Origin of the sequence: Chitinophaga cymbidii, from assembly GCF_007992715.1 — a bacterium.
Taxonomy (GTDB): Bacteria; Bacteroidota; Bacteroidia; order Chitinophagales; family Chitinophagaceae; genus Chitinophaga; species Chitinophaga cymbidii.
This window is the reverse complement of sequence record NZ_BKAU01000001.1, coordinates 503,593-520,761: the sequence shown is the minus strand read 5'-3', so window position 1 is coordinate 520,761 and position 17,169 is coordinate 503,593. Positions and strand designations below refer to the sequence as shown.

Here is a 17,169-nt window from a genome sequence, read left to right as displayed (position 1 = left end):
CTGGCTGCTCGCGGCCAACTGCATATTTCGCCTGCTCTCCGATGGTTGCTTCGGCTGCATTTCGCCGTCCTCCGGCTGCTTGCGGCCAATCCGCATTATTTCGCTTGCTCTCCGATGGTTACCTCGGCTGCATTTCGCCCGTCCTCCGGCTGCTCCCGGCCAACCCGCATTATTTCGCCGCCCCCGCGGCGGCCCGTCCTTCCAATTCCCCGATATTCAAAAAAACAAGCCTGCAAATCCCGAAGGGGTTCTTTACTTTTGTACCATGGAAAATCAAAATGAGCAGCAGCTCAATATTGAATTGAGCGAGGAAATAGCGGACGGCACCTATGCCAACCTGGCTATTATCACCCATTCTCCGTCCGAATTTGTCGTGGATTTTATCAATGTGATGCCCGGTTTACCCAAGGCAAAAGTGAAATCCCGCATCATTCTGACGCCTCAGCACGCCAAACGCCTGATGAAAGCCATGGTGGACAATATCAAAAAATATGAATCCGCCCACGGTACGATCCAGGACCAGGAACCGGTTACCGTTCCCATGAACTTCGGCGGGCCCACCGCACAGGCATAATTTACAAGAATGGAGCAAGTTTTTTCCTACGAGCATCTCAGCACATTTACAGAAGAAGTTTTTATAAAGATCGGCTGCCCGCAGGACCAGGCGCGGCTGGCCGCCACCGTATTGCTGTCCGCCGACCTCCGGGGGATTGATTCACACGGTGTTGCAAGGCTTTCCGGCTACGTTCGCCTCTGGGAAGCAGGCCGCATCAACGCCACGCCCGATATCCGTATCGTTCACGAATCGCCGAGCACGGCGGTAGTGGACGGGGACAGCGGCCTCGGCCTGGTGGTGGCGCCTTTTGCCATGCAGGTGGCGATCAGCAAAGCCCAAACGGCCGGTACGGGCTGGGTCAGCGTCCGCAATTCCAATCACTTCGGTATTGCGGGATACCACGCGATGAAAGCGCTGGAACATGATATGGTCGGTATGGCCATGACCAATGCCAGCCCCCTCGTGGCGCCCACCTTTGCCACGGAGCGGATGCTCGGCACCAATCCCATCGCCGTAGCTATTCCGGCCAAAGAGCAGCCGCCCTTTGTGGCGGATTTTGCCACGACCACCGCAGCCAACGGCAAGCTGGAAATACTGCAGCGCAAGCAGCAGGAAGCGCCGCTTGGCTGGATACAGGACAAAGTCGGCATTCCCAGCAGCAATCCCAATGAACTGAAGAGCGGCGGGGCTTTGCTGCCGCTTGGCGGCGACCGCGAGCACGGCAGTCACAAGGGGTATTGTCTGGGTGCAATAGTTGATATATTTTCGGCCGTGCTTTCAGGCGCCAACTACGGCCCCTGGGCGCCGCCGTTCGTGAGTTTCCTGCCCCTGCCGCCGGACCCGGTGGGCAAAGGGCTGGGCCATTTCTTCGGCGCCATGCGGGTAGATGCCTTCCGCCCGGCGGACGAGTTCAAGGAACATATGGACACCTGGATCAACCGTTTCAGGAGCGCGGAAACCGTAGCGGGACAGGAAAAAGTGCTGATACCCGGCGATCCGGAGCGGGAAATGGAAGCCGACCGGCGGATCAGTGGCATACCGTTGCTGGAACCGGTGGTAAAAGATCTCGGTGAAGTAGCGATGAAATTTAAAATCGATTTTTAAGCATATATACTTTAACAACTAATGAAAGTCTTGAAATTTGGCGGAACCTCGGTTGGAAAACCGGAGCGTATGCATGCCGTAGCGAAGTTGATAACAGCGGACCCTGATGCCAAGATCGTGGTATTGTCCGCTTTATCGGGCACCACCAATGCCCTTGTTGAGATCAGCCAGTCTCTTTCCGAAGGTAAAAAGGTGCAGGCCAAACAGCAGATAGACAAGCTGGAAAGCCACTACCGCGCTTTTTCTGAACAGCTGGTGAGCGGAGCGGCAGGCCGTGAGAAGGCAACAGCCATTATAGACGAACATTTCGAATTCCTCAACATCATTCTCAAGATATCTTTCAACGAAGCGCTGAACAAAGACATCCTGGCGCAGGGCGAACTGCTTTCCACGAAGCTGTTCTGCGCTTACCTGGAAGAAGCCGGCATCAACGCTGTGCTGCTGTCGGCGCTGGACTTCATGAGCATCGACGAGTTCGAGGAACCGGAGATCCCGCGCATGAAAGTGCGGCTGACCGCATTGATCGAACAGCAGAAAGGCCAGACCCTGTTCATCACCCAGGGATACATCTGCCGCAATGCAAAAGGCGAGATCGACAACCTGAAACGCGGCGGCAGCGACTATTCCGCTTCCCTCATCGGCGCGGCCATCCAGGCTTCTGAAGTACAGATATGGACGGACATCGACGGCATGCATAACAACGACCCGCGGGTAGTGAAGAAAACTTTCCCGATCGATCAGCTGTCTTTCGACGAAGCGGCCGAGCTGGCCTACTTCGGCGCAAAGATCCTGCACCCCGCGTCCATCTGGCCCGCACAGCACTTCAACATCCCGGTGAAGCTGCTCAATACCATGCAGCCGGACGCCAAAGGCACCATCATCACCGAACTGCCGAATGGCGACGGTGCAAAAGCGATCGCCGCGAAAGACGGCATCATCGCCATCAAGATCAAATCCAGCCGTATGCTGCTGGCTTACGGGTTCCTGCGCAAGATCTTCGAGATATTCGAAAAATACCGTACGCCCATCGATATGATCACCACTTCCGAAGTGGCCGTGTCCATTACAATTGACGATCAGAAGAACCTGGAGCAGATACTGAAAGAACTGCAGCCCTTCGGTACCGTGGAACTGGATCACCACCAGGCGATCGTTTCCATCGTTGGGAATGAAGTGGCGGCCACGCCTTCCATCATTAAAAAACTGTTCGATTCCCTGAACGAGATACCGCTGCGGATGATCTCTTATGGCGGCAGCCGTCATAATATTTCCATCCTCGTGAACGGCCAGTACAAGGAACGTACATTGCAACTGCTGAACAAAGGTTTGTTCAACCTGGATTGACCAGCAGTTTCACAAATATTTCATGGGCGTACCTTCACCGGTGCGCCCTTTTCATTTGTCCGGCAAAACGTTTTGAGCAGAATGCCCTTGCAAAACGTTCAGTATAATATTCCCGGCGGCCTTCCCTTTTATAACCGGCTCAAACTGCCGCGCAGCTTCCCCGTTTCCATGGGCCTGTCCTCGAAGTACCCGATCTTCCGCATCCGGTGCACATCCAGCGAATACACGCCGAATTCCTCGATCACCTTGCCTTCCAGGATATAAAAACCACTTTTCTGGAAAGGATAATTTTTCAGGCTGTCGGGGAAATGCACCGTGTCCATGAACGTGCTGTCCCGGTCAAGGAACGTTCCGAAGCACATCGGTTCGTTCTTGCTGGTATAAACATGTTTGAGGCACACGAGGTAACCGAGCGTGCATACAGATTGGCCGAGATGCTGCGCAAACTCCGCGCCCGGCAGATAATGGCGCTGGTCATGTTCCAGCACTTCGAAGGGCGAGCAAAGCGGAAACCCCAGCAGCTCGATCTCGTCAAAAGCATCTTCATGCCGGTGATAGGCAAGGTCCGGCAGCGTCCAGTCACGCGAAGGCTCGCGGAACAGGCGCGGCTTCCATTCGTCCGGCGGAAGATTTTTCAGGAGGGCGGAACTGTTCCACAGCAGTTCTTTTTTCGTGTGGCCGGTAAAGTTAAATGCGCCGATGCGGATCAGTATTTCCAGCTGTTCCGGCGCGGGATTCTCACGTTCCACAAAATTTTCAAGGCTGATGAAAGCGCCTTCGGTTTCCCGGTTCTTCAGCACTTTTTTGATCCAGGCTTCTTCCAGCCGGTCCACATGAATGAATCCCGTAAATACATCGTTGCCGCTGATGCTGGTAAGGTAATCGCTGTTGTTGATGCAGGGCGGAAAGATCTGTACGCCGGTTTTTGCCAGTTCGCGGAAATACAGCTCCCGGTTGTAGAACCCGCCGAAGTTGTTGATCACGGCCACCATGAACTCGGCGGGGAAATAGGTTTTCAGGTAGAGGCTCTGGTAGCTTTCCACGGCGAAACTGGCGGAGTGCGCTTTGGAAAAAGAAAAGTTCGCGAAGCTCGCGATCTGCCGCCATACTTCCTGGCTGACGGCTTCCGGTCGCCCGAGCCTGGCGCAGTTCCCGAAAAACAGCTCCCTGATCTTTGAAAAATGATCTTCCCCGCGGTACTTGCCGGCCATGGCTCTGCGCAGAATGTCCGCATCTGCCAGGTCGAGGTCCGCATAATGATGCGCTACCTTGATCACATCTTCCTGGTATACCATCACGCCGTATGTTTCCGCCAGCAGCTTTTTCATGACGGGGTGGAGGTAATTCACCTTATCCGGCGCATGGAAGTTCTGCACATACTGCCGCATCATGCCGGCCTGCGCTACACCGGGACGAATGATGGAACTGGCGGCTACCAGGGTGATATAGTCATCGCATTCCAGCTTCTTCAACAGCTGCCGCATGGCGGGCGATTCAATATAAAAGCAGCCGATGGTGTTCACAGTGCGCAATGCATGCTGCACATTTTCATCCTGCATGAATGGCTCCACGTTGTGTATGTCGATTTCCACGCCCTTGTTCTTCCGGATCATGTCCAGCGAATCGCGGATATGCCCGAGGCCGCGCTGGCTGAGGATATCGAATTTGTGCAGGCCGGTAGCTTCGGCCATGTGCATGTCCATTTGCGCAGTGCTGAATCCTTTGGGCGGCATGTGCGTGGCGCAGTATTGATGGATGGGCGCTTCGCTGATGAGGATGCCGCCGGCGTGGATGCTCAGGTGATTGGGGAAGGCCTCGTTTTTGTTCGCCAGCATTTTACCGTATGTGATAATGCGCTGGTGTACGCTGTCTTCCCCAAGCTTCACCTGGTAGGGGTTTTCGAGGATTTTGTCGATTTCCTGTTTGGGAAGGCCGTATACTTTGCCCAGTTCCCGCACGATGGCATTGGTCTGGAAAGTGGCTACGGTCCCCATTAATGCGGTATGTTCTTCCGTATACCGGGAAAAAATATATTGTATGATATCATCGCGGTCGGCCCAGGAGAAGTCGATATCGAAATCCGGCGGCGCGGTGCGGTGCGGGTTCAGGAAGCGCTCGAAATAGAGGTCCAGCGCAATGGGATCTACATTGGTGATCTGCAGGCAATAGGCGACAATGGAATTGGCGCCGCTGCCCCGGCCTACATAGAAAAACCCCCGGTGCCGGGCGTACCGGGTAATATCCCAGGTGATCAGGAAGTAGGCGGAAAAGTCCGCCTGATCGATAATAAACAGTTCCTTCTCCACTCTTTCCCGTGCTTCCCGGTTATCGGTCCCATAGCGCAGGGCCATTCCTTCCAAAGCCAGTTCCCGCAGCCGTTCGCGGTCTTCCGCCCGGCTGCCGGTGAAACATTTTTTATTGAGGTTCTGCCCGAACCGGAAATCGATCTCACAGGCTTCCATCACCAGCAGCGTGTTCCGCACAATATGGGGATGCTCCGAAAAATGTTCCAGCAGGCGGGCGGGCGAAATAAAACATTCATCGGGGCCTGCTGTTTCTTCCGGCGGAAGCTGGCTGATCAGCAGGTTATTGTCCACCGCGCGCAGCACGCGGTGCAGCTGATGCTGGCCGGCATCGAGGAAGCTGAGCGGCTGCAGGATCACCAGCTTGTTAGCGTACCGCTTCGTATCCGTGCGGAAGAGCTTGTTCACTTCCCGCGGCCTCACGCCGGCCAGCTCGTGCGGGGCCAGCGTTTCCACCGGGCGCGCTCCCCAGGCGTACACGGCGAACGTATGCGGAAGAAAAGGCGCCTGCTCCGGGAATGGCGTGTCACTCATCAGGTGCGCCGATAAAAAGCGGTTGATCTGCAGCCAGCCTTCCATGTTCCGCGCCAGCAGGATATAGCGGAAAGTATGACCGTTGCGGCATTCCAGTCCCAGTACCGGCTTGATCCCCTGCTCACGGCATTCCCTGACGAACATCCATGCGTCCGTTGTAGCGTTGATATTGGTCAACGCGAGGGACGTAATGCCGTATTCCCTTGCGAGCGCGGCCAGCCGCCTGGTGCTGATCGTGCCGTACCGCAGGCTGAACCATGTTTTACAATTCAGGTACATCTCGATTCATTGAACGGGTTAAACACCGGGGTAACGCTTTTTCATGATCAGCTCGTTTTTATCTTTCTGGTAAGGCATCAGCTTCTCCTCAAATTTCGCGGCCTTGCTGCTGCCCCGCATCAGGTATTGCCAGCCATACTGGCTTTTGATGCTGTCGATCGCCTGGTACAGCGAGATCATTTCCTGTGTGTCGTCGAACAGGCTGATCTGGTAGTTGCCGGACACCAGGTGGCTGAAACGCACGCCGATCAACCGTACCAGCAACCTTCTGTCGTACAGCCGGTTGAACAGCTCCTTTACTTTTTCCAGCAGGATATGATCGCTGGCGGTGTAAGGAATGCTCATCTGCCGGGTCACCGTTTCAAAATCCGAATACCGGATCTTCACGGTCACGCATCCCGTCAGCTTGTTCTGGGAGCGCAGCTCGAACCCAATTTTTTCCGTCATCCGCACCAGCTCGCAATGCAGAAATTCCATATCGATCGTGTCCGAACCGAAAGTATTCTCCGTGGAGATCGATTTCTGCTCGTGGTAGGGGACCACCGGTGATTCATCGATGCCGTTCGCTTTCTTCCAGAGCGCAATGCCGTTCCTCCCCATCCAGGCTTCGAGCAGACCGATCGGTATCTCGCTCAGCGTCCGTACCGTTTCCACACCCCTGCGTTTCAGCTGCGCGGCTGTTTCCTTACCGACCATCGGTATTTTTTCGATCGCCATCGGCGCAAGAAAGATCTTTTCCTGCCCGAAGGGAATCGATAATTGCCCGTTTGGCTTCGCTTCGTTAGTGGCCACCTTTGAAACCATCTTGTTGGACGCCATGCCGAGCGACACCGGCAGGCTGGTCTGCTTCATGATCTTCTGCCGCAGCTCGCTCGTCCATTTCAACGATCCGAAATATTTATCCATCCCCGTCAGATCGAGATAAAACTCATCGATCGAAGATTTCTCATATAAAGGCGCGGAGCCGGCAATGATCTCCGTTACTTCGCGGGAGTGCTTGCTGTATTCTTCCATATCCCCGCCGCGGATGATCGCATGTGGACAAAGCCGCAACGCCACTTTCATGGGCATAGCGGAATGAATGCCAAATTTCCGCGCTTCATAGCTGCAGGCCGCCACCACCGCCCGGTCGCTCCGCCCGCCTACGAGCAGTGGTTTGCCCTTCAGGCTGTTATCTTTCTTGCACTCCACCGAAACAAAGAAGCTGTCCATATCAAAATGCGCGATCGTGCGCTGATCATCCAGCAACATAACTCATGTCTTTATAGCTAAATTACTAAAAATATTAGCATAAACTAAAAATGTTAGTAATTATTTTCCCACTTTTAAAACATATTGGCCTGATAACTGTAGATTATAATAGAACTAATTTCAAAGCAGCCATGAAACAAACAGACCTTTTTAAAGAAGTGCTGTTGCTGGCACTTTTGATACTGCCGATGGTGTATCTCGGGGCGATCTGGAACAGCCTGCCGGAGATCATTCCCACCAATTTCAACCTGAATGGTGTGCCGGACAGGGCGGGGGACAAAAGCGAATTTCTCCTGCTGATGATCTTCCTCTTTTTCACGAACGGTTTGCTGTATTTTCTTTTCCGCTATATTCCCCGCCCCGGTGAAGATGATACCACGGAAGCGGACGTTATCGCGCACGTTCGCGCCTATTACGCCATCCGTTTCAGGATACATATTTATCTCGCTGTTTTTACGTCGATGATCATTTACCTGGTCAGCATCGGCCGGGAATTGTTCCTGGAAAAATGGGTGTTTGCGGGAGTGGGCATACTGATCGTGCTGATCGGTTTTTACCTGCGCCGACTGGAGCCTAACAATTTTGTGGGCGTGCGTACGCCCTGGACGCTGAAAGACGACGGCATCTGGAAGGAAACGCACCGGATGGCCAGCCTGCTATGGATATTTGTGGGGATCGGCATCATCGTGGGGGGAATATTCCTCACGGTGGTCAGCGGCGTGTTCCTGTTTATTTTTGCGGCGGGCGCGCTGGCGGCCCTGCCTTATATTTATTCTTACCGGCAATACTACAAAACGCAGGGTTAATTTTTCTTTGGCAAGCATAAAAAAAAGTAAGAACGGGAGCTATTCCTGTTCTTACTTTTTTTATGAATACCGGATGGCTTAGAACTGTGGGAACCAGCTTCTGTGACCTAGTGCTTCCCGGAACGGCCAGGGAATGAGGGCAAGGATAACGATCAGCGCAAGGCCGAAAAATATCAGTGCGGTACGGTGCTTTTTGGCGTCATCAGTGAGTTTCTTGATCTTACCACGGCCGATATGCACCAGCGCAATGGCGATGATGGCCATGATCGTGTGCTCTACCGTAAAAAAGCGGAGATGGGGTGTTTTCATGGTCACTCCCATGTCACTGAAATTAACCATCGAGCTCACGAACAGGAGAAGGATGCCCAGCAGCATCTGGATGTCCAGGAAGATCATGAAGAAAAGCCCGGCTTTTGCGTCCGAAGCGCCGTAGGCGGACTTGCCGCTAACGCCGATGAATGCACGAATAACGGCCCAGATACCGAATAGCAGGATCAGCCATCTTACAAGTGAATGGATGATCACCAGAGTATGTTGCATAATAATTGAGTTTGTCCGGAGCAAAAATAAGCGTTGTGAAGAAGATATATTTGGTTATTATGAAAATAATTTGCTAATTTTGTTAGCATTGTCGTACTAAATAATTTAGGGATGTCTACTGTTTGCCGTAATCTGAAATATCTGCGCAAGCAAAAGGGCTGGACGCAGCAGGAATTTGCAGACCGTTTGAATATCAAACGCTCGTTACTCGGAGCGTATGAAGAAGAACGGGCTGAACCGCGCACCGAAGTACTGGAACAGGTCAGTGATATGTTCCGCGTATCGATCGATGATCTGCTGCGCCGTGACCTCAGCTCTCAGAAAGAGAGCTTCCTCGAGCGCCGCCGTCAGCAAAAGCTGGGGAACAATAACCGGCAGAATGTGGTGTTTGTTCCGGTAAAGGCCGCCGCCGGTTACCTGGCGGGCTTCAATGACGATGAATTTATTGAAGAGCTGAACACTTTCACGCTGCCCATGCTGGGCGCAGGCAGCTACCGGGCCTTCGAGATCGCGGGGGACTCCATGCTGCCCACTCCATCCGGCTCCGTAGTGGTTTGCCATAAAGTAGAAGGATGGGAAGACATCCGGAACAATGAAGCCTACATCGTGGTCACCAACCGCGAAGGCATCGTTTACAAACGTGTACTGAAAAGCAACCGCTCCAAAAGCAAGGTGACGCTGGTATCGGATAATCCGCAATACGATCCGTATCCTGTTAATATGGACGAAGTGCTGGAGATCTGGCAGGCCGATGCGGTGATCCAGAAAATGGGCCAGCAACACCGCATGAGCGTTAACCACCTCGCCGGTATGGTCAACCAGTTGCAGGAACAGGTAAGCCTGCTGAAGAAACAAATGAAAAATTGATCATCCTCCCCAATTATATGCAATGAACAGCTCCATTGTGCGTTCCCCTCTGGGTTAACCATTAACCTGGTGCCGGGCTTTTCTCCCCCGGCACCTTTTTTTATCTGTAGAATGAGTCTGTCACGTTCAAATGTTTGATTATATTTGTAATATGACGGATTTGAGGACCATAAAGCAAGTGCTTATGCAACTGAAGCCCGAATTGATCGATAAATATCATATCAGTTCGATCGGGTTATTTGGCTCCGTTGTGCGGGATGATTTTTCGCCTTCCAGTGATGTAGATATCATTGTAGACTTTAGTCAGCCCATTGGTATTGAATTTATCGACCTGGCGGATTACCTCGAAAAAAAAATAAAAAGGCCGGTTGATCTCGTTTCCAAAAACGGCATCAAGCAGAAATATTATAAGGAAATTGAACCCGAAATAGTCTATGTCTAGACGGCAACCCCGGCTGCTTGTGGAGGGGAGGACATTCTTGAAAGCGGCAACAAAATCCTGTCTTATACAAAGAACCTGTCGTACGATCAGTTTGTGAAGGATAGCATGGTTATAGATGCGGTCATCAGAAACTTCGAGATCATTGGTGAAGCCGCTAACCGTTTGCCGGAAGAATTTAAAGAGGAACATCCTGATATAGACTGGCACCGGATAAGAGGTTTCAGAAACAGGATCGTACATGATTATTTTGGGATAGACTATGCCATTGTTTGGGAAATAAAGAATGCCTTCCTGCCAGATCTCATCCTGAAACTGAGAAATTTAATCGATTAACAGAAACACTACACCCGGAACACCTTCTTCTCCGCTATCACGAACACCGCAGAAGATGGCTCCGGTTCCAGGGAATACGTGCCTGTAAAATGACTGAAAGCCGGCAGCACAGCCGTATCCGGACCAAAATAAAAACACGGCAGCCGCAGGCTTTGCTTTCCGTAACCCACCAGGCGCACCCCCGGATGAATGTGTCCTGAAAATACGTACTGGTTATCCAGGGTTGAGGGCGTATCCGCCGCATCATGCACAAAAAAGATATTCCGCAGGCTTAACGTATCCTGCAACCGGATGTCCAGCTCGTCGTACAGATCGGGGGCGAGAATATCGTGATTGCCGGTGATGAGCAAAAAAGGAATATGGGGAAACTGTTGCCGCCACAGTTTGAAATATACTACATCATTATTCGCGGAACTATGGAACATGTCGCCCACCACAATGATCCGCGTGGGATGATATTTTGTGATCAGCTGCTGCAAACGGTACAGATCTTCCTGCACAATATTCGCCGGAACCGCAATGCCGGCTTTCCGGAAGTGCGCGGACTTGCCCACATGCAGGTCCGCTACGATCAATGTCTGCTCTTCTTCCCAGTACACCGCCCGCCCGGCAGACAGCCGCCAGTGCTGTTCTCTCCACTCAAATGAAATGTCTTCCACTATTCAATGCTGTTTTCAATGATGTTTGCAAATTTACAGGAATTGAAGCGGGCAGGAAATTCATTTTTTGGAGGCAGCCGCGGGATCACCACACGATCATTTTTTTGATACGGTCTTCCAGCTTTTCGCTGGTCAGCTGTTCCCGCAGGCTGTCTACCTTGATCGGGAAGCAGAACGGCGTCAGCCGCTGCGGGAAGGTGATCACGATCTTGTTGCGGTAAATGCGTTCCATGGTGTCGCGGAGGCGCGCTTCTTCCATCTGGTAAAAGAATGCTTCGTTGAATGCCTGCCGCAGCAGGATGTTCTGCGGATCGTAGTCATGAAAAACATTGAACAGCAGCGAAGCGGAAGATTGCAGATGCCGGTTGGCCTTGTGTTTTCCCGGAAAGCCCTGGAAGATCAGTCCCGCTATCACCGCAATGTCCCTGAACTTCCGCCGCGCCATTTCCGTGGCGTTCACGCTGGCCTGCAGGTCTTCCGTCAGTTTTTCGGAGGAAAAAAGTTCCTGTGCATTGGTGTCATCTACAGGAATGGGCTGGTCGGACAGCAGCTCGAATCCATAATCGTTCATGGCGATGGAGAAGGAGATGGGGTGGCGCTGGCTGATGCGCCAGGCCAGCAATGTAGCCATCACTTCGTGCACCAGCCGTCCTTCAAAAGGATATACAAAAAGATGATATCCGTCTTTCGTTTCGATCTGTTCCATCAGCAGCTCGTCTTCCAGCGGAATATGGGAAAGCGCCTGCTGCAGCTCGAACAGCGGCTGCAGGATGAGCACTTCTTCTTCCCGCGCGGCGCCGGACATCGCTTCGTGGAACTTGCGGCGCAGCATCATACCGAGGTTGGCGGAGAGCGGCATGCGGCCGCCGTTCCAGCTGGGCACGATACTTTTCCTGGATTTTGACTTGCGCACGATCACCGTCATATCCTTGATCATCACGTATTCGAGGTTTTGTCCGCTCAGGCTGAATGTATCGCCCGGCGACAGCCGCGAGATGAAATATTCTTCGATCAGCCCGATGAACCCGCCGGTCATGAACCGCACTTTGAGCATCGCATCGCTGACGATGGTGCCGATGTGCAGGCGGTGGCGCAGCGCCTGTTGCTTGCTGACGCAATGATACTGATCTCCCACGAGGTGCAGCTTGCGGAACTCGTCATAGCTGTGCAGCGCTTCTCCGCCCGTAGTGAGGAAAGCGAGTATCCACTGCCACTCTTCCGGCAGCAGGTCGCGGTAACAGAAAGTGGAAGTGACCTCTTTCCATATTTCATCAGCATTGAAGCCGTCGGATACGCCAAGCGTCATTAAATATTGCAGCAGCACGTCAAAGGCCAGCACAACGGGCATGCGGCTTTCAATGAAGTTGATTTTCATGGCGTCTTTCAGCGCGGCGGCTTCCACCAGTTCCAGGGAATGTGTGGGCAGGAACCAGATGTTGCTCACCGCGTCCGGCTGGTGGCCGCTTCTGCCTGCCCGCTGCAGGAACCGCGCTACGCCTTTTGGACTGCCTACCTGTATCACGGTGTCAACGGGACGGAAATCCACGCCCAGGTCGAGGCTGGAGGTACAAACGACCAGCTTCAGGGTGCCGGTGTGCAGCGCTTCTTCCACCCATATCCGCAACTCGGCGTCAATAGAGCCGTGATGCAATGCAATGGCGCCGGCCAGCTCGGGGCATTGTTTGAGTATCTGCTGGTACCAGATCTCCGACTGGCCGCGGGTATTGGTGAACAGCAGGGTGGTCCGGCTGTTCTGTATCACGGGCAGCACTTTATGCAGCAGCTTGAGGCCCATATGTCCCGCCCAGGGATATTTTTCAATTTCATCCGGCAGGATGCAATGAACGGCTATTTCTTTCTTCACCTCTGCCCGGACGATGGCCTTCTCATGGACGGATTGCCCCATCAGCACTTCCAGCGCTTCTTCCAGGTTACCGATGGTGGCGGAGATCCCCCAGGTCTGCAACCGCTCGCCGTGCAGACCTCTCAGGCGGCTCAGTCCGAGTTCCACCAGCACACCGCGTTTGCTGCCAAGCAGCTCATGCCATTCATCCACCACCACTGTATGCAAACCGGCAAACCGTTTCGGATATTCTTTTTGCGCCAGCAGGATGTGAATGGATTCGGGGGTGATGATGAGCACTTCGGGCATTTGCTTTTTCTGCTGTTCACGTATATGCGTAGCCGTGTCCCCGCTGCGGATGCCCACTTTCCAGGGAATGTGCAGTTCATGCAGGGCTTCTTCCATAGCCCTGCCGATATCTTTGGCGAGCGCGCGCAGGGGCGTTACCCACAGCAGCTGCAGCCCGCTATTTGTCTTGTGGCGATAGTCCGGCTGTTCGTTCATCCAGCGGATGAGCACGCCGAGGAACATGGAGAAGGTCTTGCCAAAACCCGTAGGGGCGTTTACAAGGCCCGAGCGGCCTGACAGGTAATGTTCCCAGGCTTCTTCCTGGAAAGCAAACGGCTTCAGCTCCTTTGCCGCCAGCCACTGTTCTATCGCCTGCCATCCGGGTGTGTTTTTCATGCGGATATGAAATTAGGAAGATGGGAAGCGATAAAAAAATTTAACCTTTGTTCATGCGAGATTTCTTTCGTTTACACGAGCACGGTACGACCGTCAAAAAGGAATTGCTGGCCGGCCTGACCACTTTTTCCACCATGGCCTACATCCTGGTGGTCAACCCCATGATCCTTTCCCGCACCGGCATGGATTTCAACGCGCTCATCACGGCAACGGCGCTCGCCGCGGCCATTGGCACCCTCGTCATGGGGCTGTATGCCAGGCTTCCCATCGGCCTCGCGCCGGGGATGGGGCTCAATGCTTTTTTCGCCTATACCATCGTGCTGCAAATGGGCTACAGCTGGCAGTTTGCGCTGACGGCCGTTTTCCTGGAAGGCATCATCTTTATCTTTCTTTCTCTTTTCCATATCCGCGAAGCGATCATCAACAGCATCCCCGAAAACCTCAAACACGCCATTTCAGTGGGTATCGGCCTGCTGATCGCATTGATCGGGATGGCGAATGCCGGCATCATTGAAACGGGCATGCGGCATGTGGGGGAAGGGAAGCTGGACGGCGTGATCCTGCAAATCGGGGACATCACCAGCGCCGGACCGCTGATCGCGCTGACCGGACTGATCGTCAGCGCCGTGCTGATGTACCGGAAAGTGAACGCTGCCCTGCTGATCGGGATACTGGTAGCAACAGTGGCCGGCATGCTGCTGGGTGTTACGCACTGGCCGGCTTCCGGCTCGCTCGTGAGCCTGCCGCCGTCTTTATCACCTATCGCTTTTCAACTGGAATTCAGCAAAATATTTTCGCTGGACATGGTGGTCATTCTCTTTACACTGCTGATGGTAAATCTCTTCGACACGGTAGGCACGCTGATCGGGCTTTGTAACAAGGCCGGGCTGCTGGACAGCCGGGGGCGTATTCCGCGGGCCAAACAGGCTTTGTTTGCGGATGCGGTGGGCACTACGGCCGGGGCATTGCTGGGCACGAGCGTGGTAACGGCTTATGTGGAAAGCGCCAGCGGCATTGCGTCCGGCGGAAGAACGGGATTGACGGCCGTAACGGTGGCGGGAATGTTCCTGCTGGCTTTGTTCTTTGCGCCGCTGTTCGCCATGATCCCCGCCGCGGCAACAGCGCCCGCGCTGATCATTGTGGGCATGCTGATGATGGGGGCGGTCACGAAGATAAATTTTGAAGATACGACCGAAGCGGTGCCTGCTTTCCTGGCCATCGTTATGATGCCTTACACGTATAGCATTGCCGAAGGGATCGTATTCGGCATGCTTTCCTATGTATTACTGAAGGTTTTTACCGGCCAGTACCGGAAGATCAGCCCGGTGATGTACGTACTGGCGGTGTTATTTGTATTGAGTTTTTTATTGCAGTAACCTGCTCAGGCGAATATCAGCCGTACGCCTACTATCAGCAAAGCCCCCGCCAGTGCAAGTATGATGCCTTTAGGTTTTACCCGGGAAGACAGTCCCGCGCCCAACTGCGCACCAATCACCACACCCGTGCCGATAGAAACAGCCGTTTGCCAGCCTTCCCAGAAGCTGCCCTGGATCATGTGCACCACTGTGCCGGCGAGCGCCATCACAGCGAGTATCAGGTGCGAAGTGGCCGTAGCTACGTGGATCGGGAAATTCAGCAGGCTGATCAGCGCCGGCACATGAATGATACCGCCGCCAATGCCTAAAAGACTGCTCACAAATCCCACAAGAAAACTGATCAGGATGCCCGTCCAGATGTTGAAAGAAAAACGGTGCTCTTCGCCCGTCCGTTCCACCAGGTGCCTGTCCACACACTTGCCACGGTTCACTTTCCCCGCATAAGCACCCTGTTGGGGCTTCAGCATGAGGAAAACGGATACGGCAATGAGCAATACGCCGAGGATGATGTTAAAAACGTGGCGTGACATCACCGTAGTGATCATGGCGCCGGCGATGGCGCCGGGCAGTGTGGCAACGGCAAAGATGAGCGCGGAGCGGTAATCGATGCGTTTCTTGCGGGCATAGGCAATGGAACCTGATGTTGCATTCAGAAAGACGACGGAAAGAGAGATACTGGTAAGGACATCGGGCGGCATATCGGGATACATCAGCAGCAAAAGCGGCATCAGAATAAAACCTCCGCCGGCACCGATCAGCGTACCGAAGGTGCCGATAAAAAATCCGAGTCCAACTAATAATAATACAGACAGCAGGTCCATGTCCTTGCAAACAATTTTCGTGAAATAGTGCATCCTTCATGCAGCGCACGGAAAAAGGAAGAAATACTTATCACAGCAAGGAATAAGCCGCGGGGGTGCGGACAATTGCGTTTTTTTTAATGTTGGTTTTGCGTGATGATTGGTTCCTTTTCCTTAACTGCTTTTACTGCATTTAAGGATGTTTTGGTGGCTGTTTTTCTGCCAGCGGGATAAAGGTAGGGTATTTTTTCGCCACCAAAATTGTAGACTAAAGCACTTTTTTTGGGGAGGGAGCAGGGGCGGTATTTTCCGCCTCTACTCCGGAAGGGTGGGCCTCCTCATTTTATACGGCACGCCGGTGATGGCGTGCAGGAACGCCACCAGTGCCTTTTTCTCTTCAGGGGTCAGGTCAAGCGGTTGCATGAGCGGGTCCGTACGGGGAAAAAGGGAATCCTTTTCCTGTCCCGGCTTGGGTTTCATCATTTGCATGCCACTGTTATAAATATTAATGACGCCATCGATATTATCAAATAGACCATTATGCATCCAGGGGCGGGTCAGCATTACATCCCGCAGAGAGGGCGTACGGAAGCGGCCCACATCCGCAGGGTTGCCGGTTATATGATAGCGGCCAAGGTCTTCATATTTTCTTTTGTAATAGGTAAGACCGATGTTATGAAACTGGTTATCGGTCATATACTGGCCGTTATGGCAGTTCATGCAGCGCGCTTTTGTGCGGAAAAGGTGGAGGCCATGTATTTCTTCATCGGAAAGCCGTTTATAATTGCCGTTCATGAAAAGATCGAAACGGCTGCGGCGGCTGCGGATGGTGCTTTCAAATGCTGCCAGCGCGCGCTGTATGCGGTCCATATTAATGCTGTCATTGCCATAGGCTGCTTTGAATAGTTGAGCATAACCGGTTATTTCCCGGAGTGTTTTGGGCAGCACTTCCGGTTGCATATTCATTTCGTGATGCGCGCCAATGGGGCTGAGTGCCTGTGCTTCCAGTGAACCGGCCCTTCCGTCCCAGAAAAACTCCTTGTGGATGGCTACATTCAGGAGGGACAGCGTATTCCGGGAGCCTTGCAGATGATCATGGCCAAGTGATACGCGGCGGCCATCTCCCCAGGACAGGTCCGGATCGTGGCAACTGCTACAGGATATTTGTTTGGAACCGGAAAGACGCGGATCAAAGAAGAGTATTCTCCCAAGATCGACCTGGGGATCTTTTAACTGCGTAACAAGGCTGGTATCGGGTTCCAGCGGTTCCAGCTCTTTCCATTGCACGCCGCTGTCTATCACGGGGCGCGGCCATTCGCTGACGGGTCTTTCGTACAATGCTCTTAAACTGTCCTGCTTCGGGTTCAATGAGCACATGAACACGATCAGCAACAGCATGGACAATACAATCGAGATGCTTTTCATTGTAGTGATTTAATACTTCCTTA

15 protein-coding genes are annotated in these 17,169 nt (G+C 53.2%); 8 read left to right on the top strand and 7 right to left on the bottom strand.

Features of this window, described 5'->3' with window-relative positions:
• Nucleotides 1–265 precede the first annotated feature (265 nt).
• Genes CCY01nite_RS02080 through CCY01nite_RS02070 form a run of 3 tightly spaced genes read left to right on the top strand, consistent with a single transcriptional unit; the run spans nucleotide 266 to nucleotide 3,004 of the window.
• Complete coding sequence (locus tag CCY01nite_RS02080; protein WP_146857640.1) at nucleotides 266–574, top strand: DUF3467 domain-containing protein; 309 nt, start codon at nucleotides 266–268, stop codon at nucleotides 572–574.
• A gap of 9 nt (nucleotides 575–583) precedes the next feature.
• Nucleotides 584–1,660 (top strand): Ldh family oxidoreductase, encoded by a 1,077-nt coding sequence (locus tag CCY01nite_RS02075; protein ID WP_146857639.1) that lies wholly within the window; start codon nucleotides 584–586, stop codon nucleotides 1,658–1,660.
• 21 nt (nucleotides 1,661–1,681) lie between these two features.
• Nucleotides 1,682–3,004, top strand: a complete 1,323-nt coding sequence (locus tag CCY01nite_RS02070; RefSeq protein ID WP_146857638.1) for an aspartate kinase — start codon at nucleotides 1,682–1,684, stop codon at nucleotides 3,002–3,004.
• Nucleotides 3,005–3,132: 128 nt separating this feature from the next.
• On the opposite strand, the gene CCY01nite_RS02065 is transcribed toward CCY01nite_RS02070, so the two are convergent.
• Together CCY01nite_RS02065 and dinB are read right to left on the bottom strand one after the other, a co-directional pair.
• The gene (locus CCY01nite_RS02065) at nucleotides 3,133–6,120 is read right to left on the bottom strand and encodes a DNA polymerase III subunit alpha (RefSeq protein ID WP_146857637.1); all 2,988 of its coding nucleotides are present in this window, start codon (nucleotides 6,118–6,120) and stop codon (nucleotides 3,133–3,135) included.
• Between the two features lie 18 nt (nucleotides 6,121–6,138).
• Nucleotides 6,139–7,371 (bottom strand): DNA polymerase IV, encoded by a 1,233-nt coding sequence (dinB, locus tag CCY01nite_RS02060; protein ID WP_186830853.1) that lies wholly within the window; start codon nucleotides 7,369–7,371, stop codon nucleotides 6,139–6,141.
• Between the two features lie 131 nt (nucleotides 7,372–7,502).
• Here dinB and CCY01nite_RS02055 point away from each other — a divergent pair, with 131 nt between their 5' ends.
• Nucleotides 7,503–8,177 (top strand): SdpI family protein, encoded by a 675-nt coding sequence (locus tag CCY01nite_RS02055; protein WP_186830852.1) that lies wholly within the window; start codon nucleotides 7,503–7,505, stop codon nucleotides 8,175–8,177.
• Between the two features lie 78 nt (nucleotides 8,178–8,255).
• On the opposite strand, the gene CCY01nite_RS02050 is transcribed toward CCY01nite_RS02055, so the two are convergent.
• Nucleotides 8,256–8,717 carry a hypothetical protein gene (locus CCY01nite_RS02050; protein WP_146857635.1) on the bottom strand — a complete coding sequence of 154 codons (462 nt, stop codon included), beginning with the start codon at nucleotides 8,715–8,717 and terminating at the stop codon, nucleotides 8,256–8,258.
• 111 nt (nucleotides 8,718–8,828) lie between these two features.
• Between CCY01nite_RS02050 and CCY01nite_RS02045 the strand changes: the two genes are divergently transcribed.
• From CCY01nite_RS02045 to CCY01nite_RS27065, 3 genes are all read left to right on the top strand, one after another.
• Nucleotides 8,829–9,584 carry an XRE family transcriptional regulator gene (locus tag CCY01nite_RS02045; protein ID WP_146857634.1) on the top strand — a complete coding sequence of 252 codons (756 nt, stop codon included), beginning with the start codon at nucleotides 8,829–8,831 and terminating at the stop codon, nucleotides 9,582–9,584.
• A 184-nt stretch (nucleotides 9,585–9,768) separates the two neighbouring features.
• Nucleotides 9,769–10,026, top strand: a complete 258-nt coding sequence (locus tag CCY01nite_RS02040) for a nucleotidyltransferase family protein (RefSeq protein WP_246129827.1) — start codon at nucleotides 9,769–9,771, stop codon at nucleotides 10,024–10,026.
• A 33-nt stretch (nucleotides 10,027–10,059) separates the two neighbouring features.
• Complete coding sequence (locus CCY01nite_RS27065; protein ID WP_222614352.1) at nucleotides 10,060–10,359, top strand: HepT-like ribonuclease domain-containing protein; 300 nt, start codon at nucleotides 10,060–10,062, stop codon at nucleotides 10,357–10,359.
• Nucleotides 10,360–10,367: 8 nt separating this feature from the next.
• On the opposite strand, the gene pdeM is transcribed toward CCY01nite_RS27065, so the two are convergent.
• The gene (gene pdeM / locus CCY01nite_RS02030; RefSeq protein WP_246129826.1) at nucleotides 10,368–11,018 is read right to left on the bottom strand and encodes a ligase-associated DNA damage response endonuclease PdeM; all 651 of its coding nucleotides are present in this window, start codon (nucleotides 11,016–11,018) and stop codon (nucleotides 10,368–10,370) included.
• A gap of 85 nt (nucleotides 11,019–11,103) precedes the next feature.
• Nucleotides 11,104–13,545, bottom strand: a complete 2,442-nt coding sequence (locus tag CCY01nite_RS02025; protein WP_146857631.1) for a ligase-associated DNA damage response DEXH box helicase — start codon at nucleotides 13,543–13,545, stop codon at nucleotides 11,104–11,106.
• A gap of 53 nt (nucleotides 13,546–13,598) precedes the next feature.
• On the opposite strand from CCY01nite_RS02025, the gene CCY01nite_RS02020 reads away from it, so the two are divergent.
• A complete protein-coding gene (locus tag CCY01nite_RS02020) occupies nucleotides 13,599–14,921 on the top strand; it encodes an NCS2 family permease (protein WP_146857630.1) in 1,323 nt (440 codons plus the stop codon).
• Between the two features lie 5 nt (nucleotides 14,922–14,926).
• Here the strand turns inward: CCY01nite_RS02020 and CCY01nite_RS02015 are convergent, their stop codons facing one another.
• Together CCY01nite_RS02015 and CCY01nite_RS02010 are read right to left on the bottom strand one after the other, a co-directional pair.
• Nucleotides 14,927–15,742 (bottom strand): sulfite exporter TauE/SafE family protein, encoded by an 816-nt coding sequence (locus tag CCY01nite_RS02015; RefSeq protein WP_146857629.1) that lies wholly within the window; start codon nucleotides 15,740–15,742, stop codon nucleotides 14,927–14,929.
• 294 nt (nucleotides 15,743–16,036) lie between these two features.
• Entirely contained in the window at nucleotides 16,037–17,146 is a 1,110-nt protein-coding gene (locus CCY01nite_RS02010) for a cytochrome-c peroxidase (RefSeq protein ID WP_146857628.1), read from the bottom strand.
• Between the last annotated feature and the right edge of the window lie 23 nt (nucleotides 17,147–17,169).

Excerpts from the sequence above, each read along its gene's own strand:
- CCY01nite_RS02080 (WP_146857640.1), top strand. The coding sequence starts at position 266 with ATGGAAAATCAAAATGAGCAGCAGCTCAATATTGAATTGAGCGAGGAA.
- CCY01nite_RS02075 (WP_146857639.1), top strand. The coding sequence starts at position 584 with ATGGAGCAAGTTTTTTCCTACGAGCATCTCAGCACATTTACAGAAGAA.
- CCY01nite_RS02070 (WP_146857638.1), top strand. The coding sequence starts at position 1,682 with ATGAAAGTCTTGAAATTTGGCGGAACCTCGGTTGGAAAACCGGAGCGT.
- CCY01nite_RS02065 (WP_146857637.1), bottom strand. The coding sequence starts at position 6,120 with ATGTACCTGAATTGTAAAACATGGTTCAGCCTGCGGTACGGCACGATC.
- dinB (WP_186830853.1), bottom strand. The coding sequence starts at position 7,371 with ATGTTGCTGGATGATCAGCGCACGATCGCGCATTTTGATATGGACAGC.
- CCY01nite_RS02055 (WP_186830852.1), top strand. The coding sequence starts at position 7,503 with ATGAAACAAACAGACCTTTTTAAAGAAGTGCTGTTGCTGGCACTTTTG.
- CCY01nite_RS02050 (WP_146857635.1), bottom strand. The coding sequence starts at position 8,717 with ATGCAACATACTCTGGTGATCATCCATTCACTTGTAAGATGGCTGATC.
- CCY01nite_RS02045 (WP_146857634.1), top strand. The coding sequence starts at position 8,829 with ATGTCTACTGTTTGCCGTAATCTGAAATATCTGCGCAAGCAAAAGGGC.
- CCY01nite_RS02040 (WP_246129827.1), top strand. The coding sequence starts at position 9,769 with ATGCAACTGAAGCCCGAATTGATCGATAAATATCATATCAGTTCGATC.
- CCY01nite_RS02025 (WP_146857631.1), bottom strand. The coding sequence starts at position 13,545 with ATGAAAAACACACCCGGATGGCAGGCGATAGAACAGTGGCTGGCGGCA.
- CCY01nite_RS02020 (WP_146857630.1), top strand. The coding sequence starts at position 13,599 with ATGCGAGATTTCTTTCGTTTACACGAGCACGGTACGACCGTCAAAAAG.
- CCY01nite_RS02015 (WP_146857629.1), bottom strand. The coding sequence starts at position 15,742 with ATGGACCTGCTGTCTGTATTATTATTAGTTGGACTCGGATTTTTTATC.
- CCY01nite_RS02010 (WP_146857628.1), bottom strand. The coding sequence starts at position 17,146 with ATGAAAAGCATCTCGATTGTATTGTCCATGCTGTTGCTGATCGTGTTC.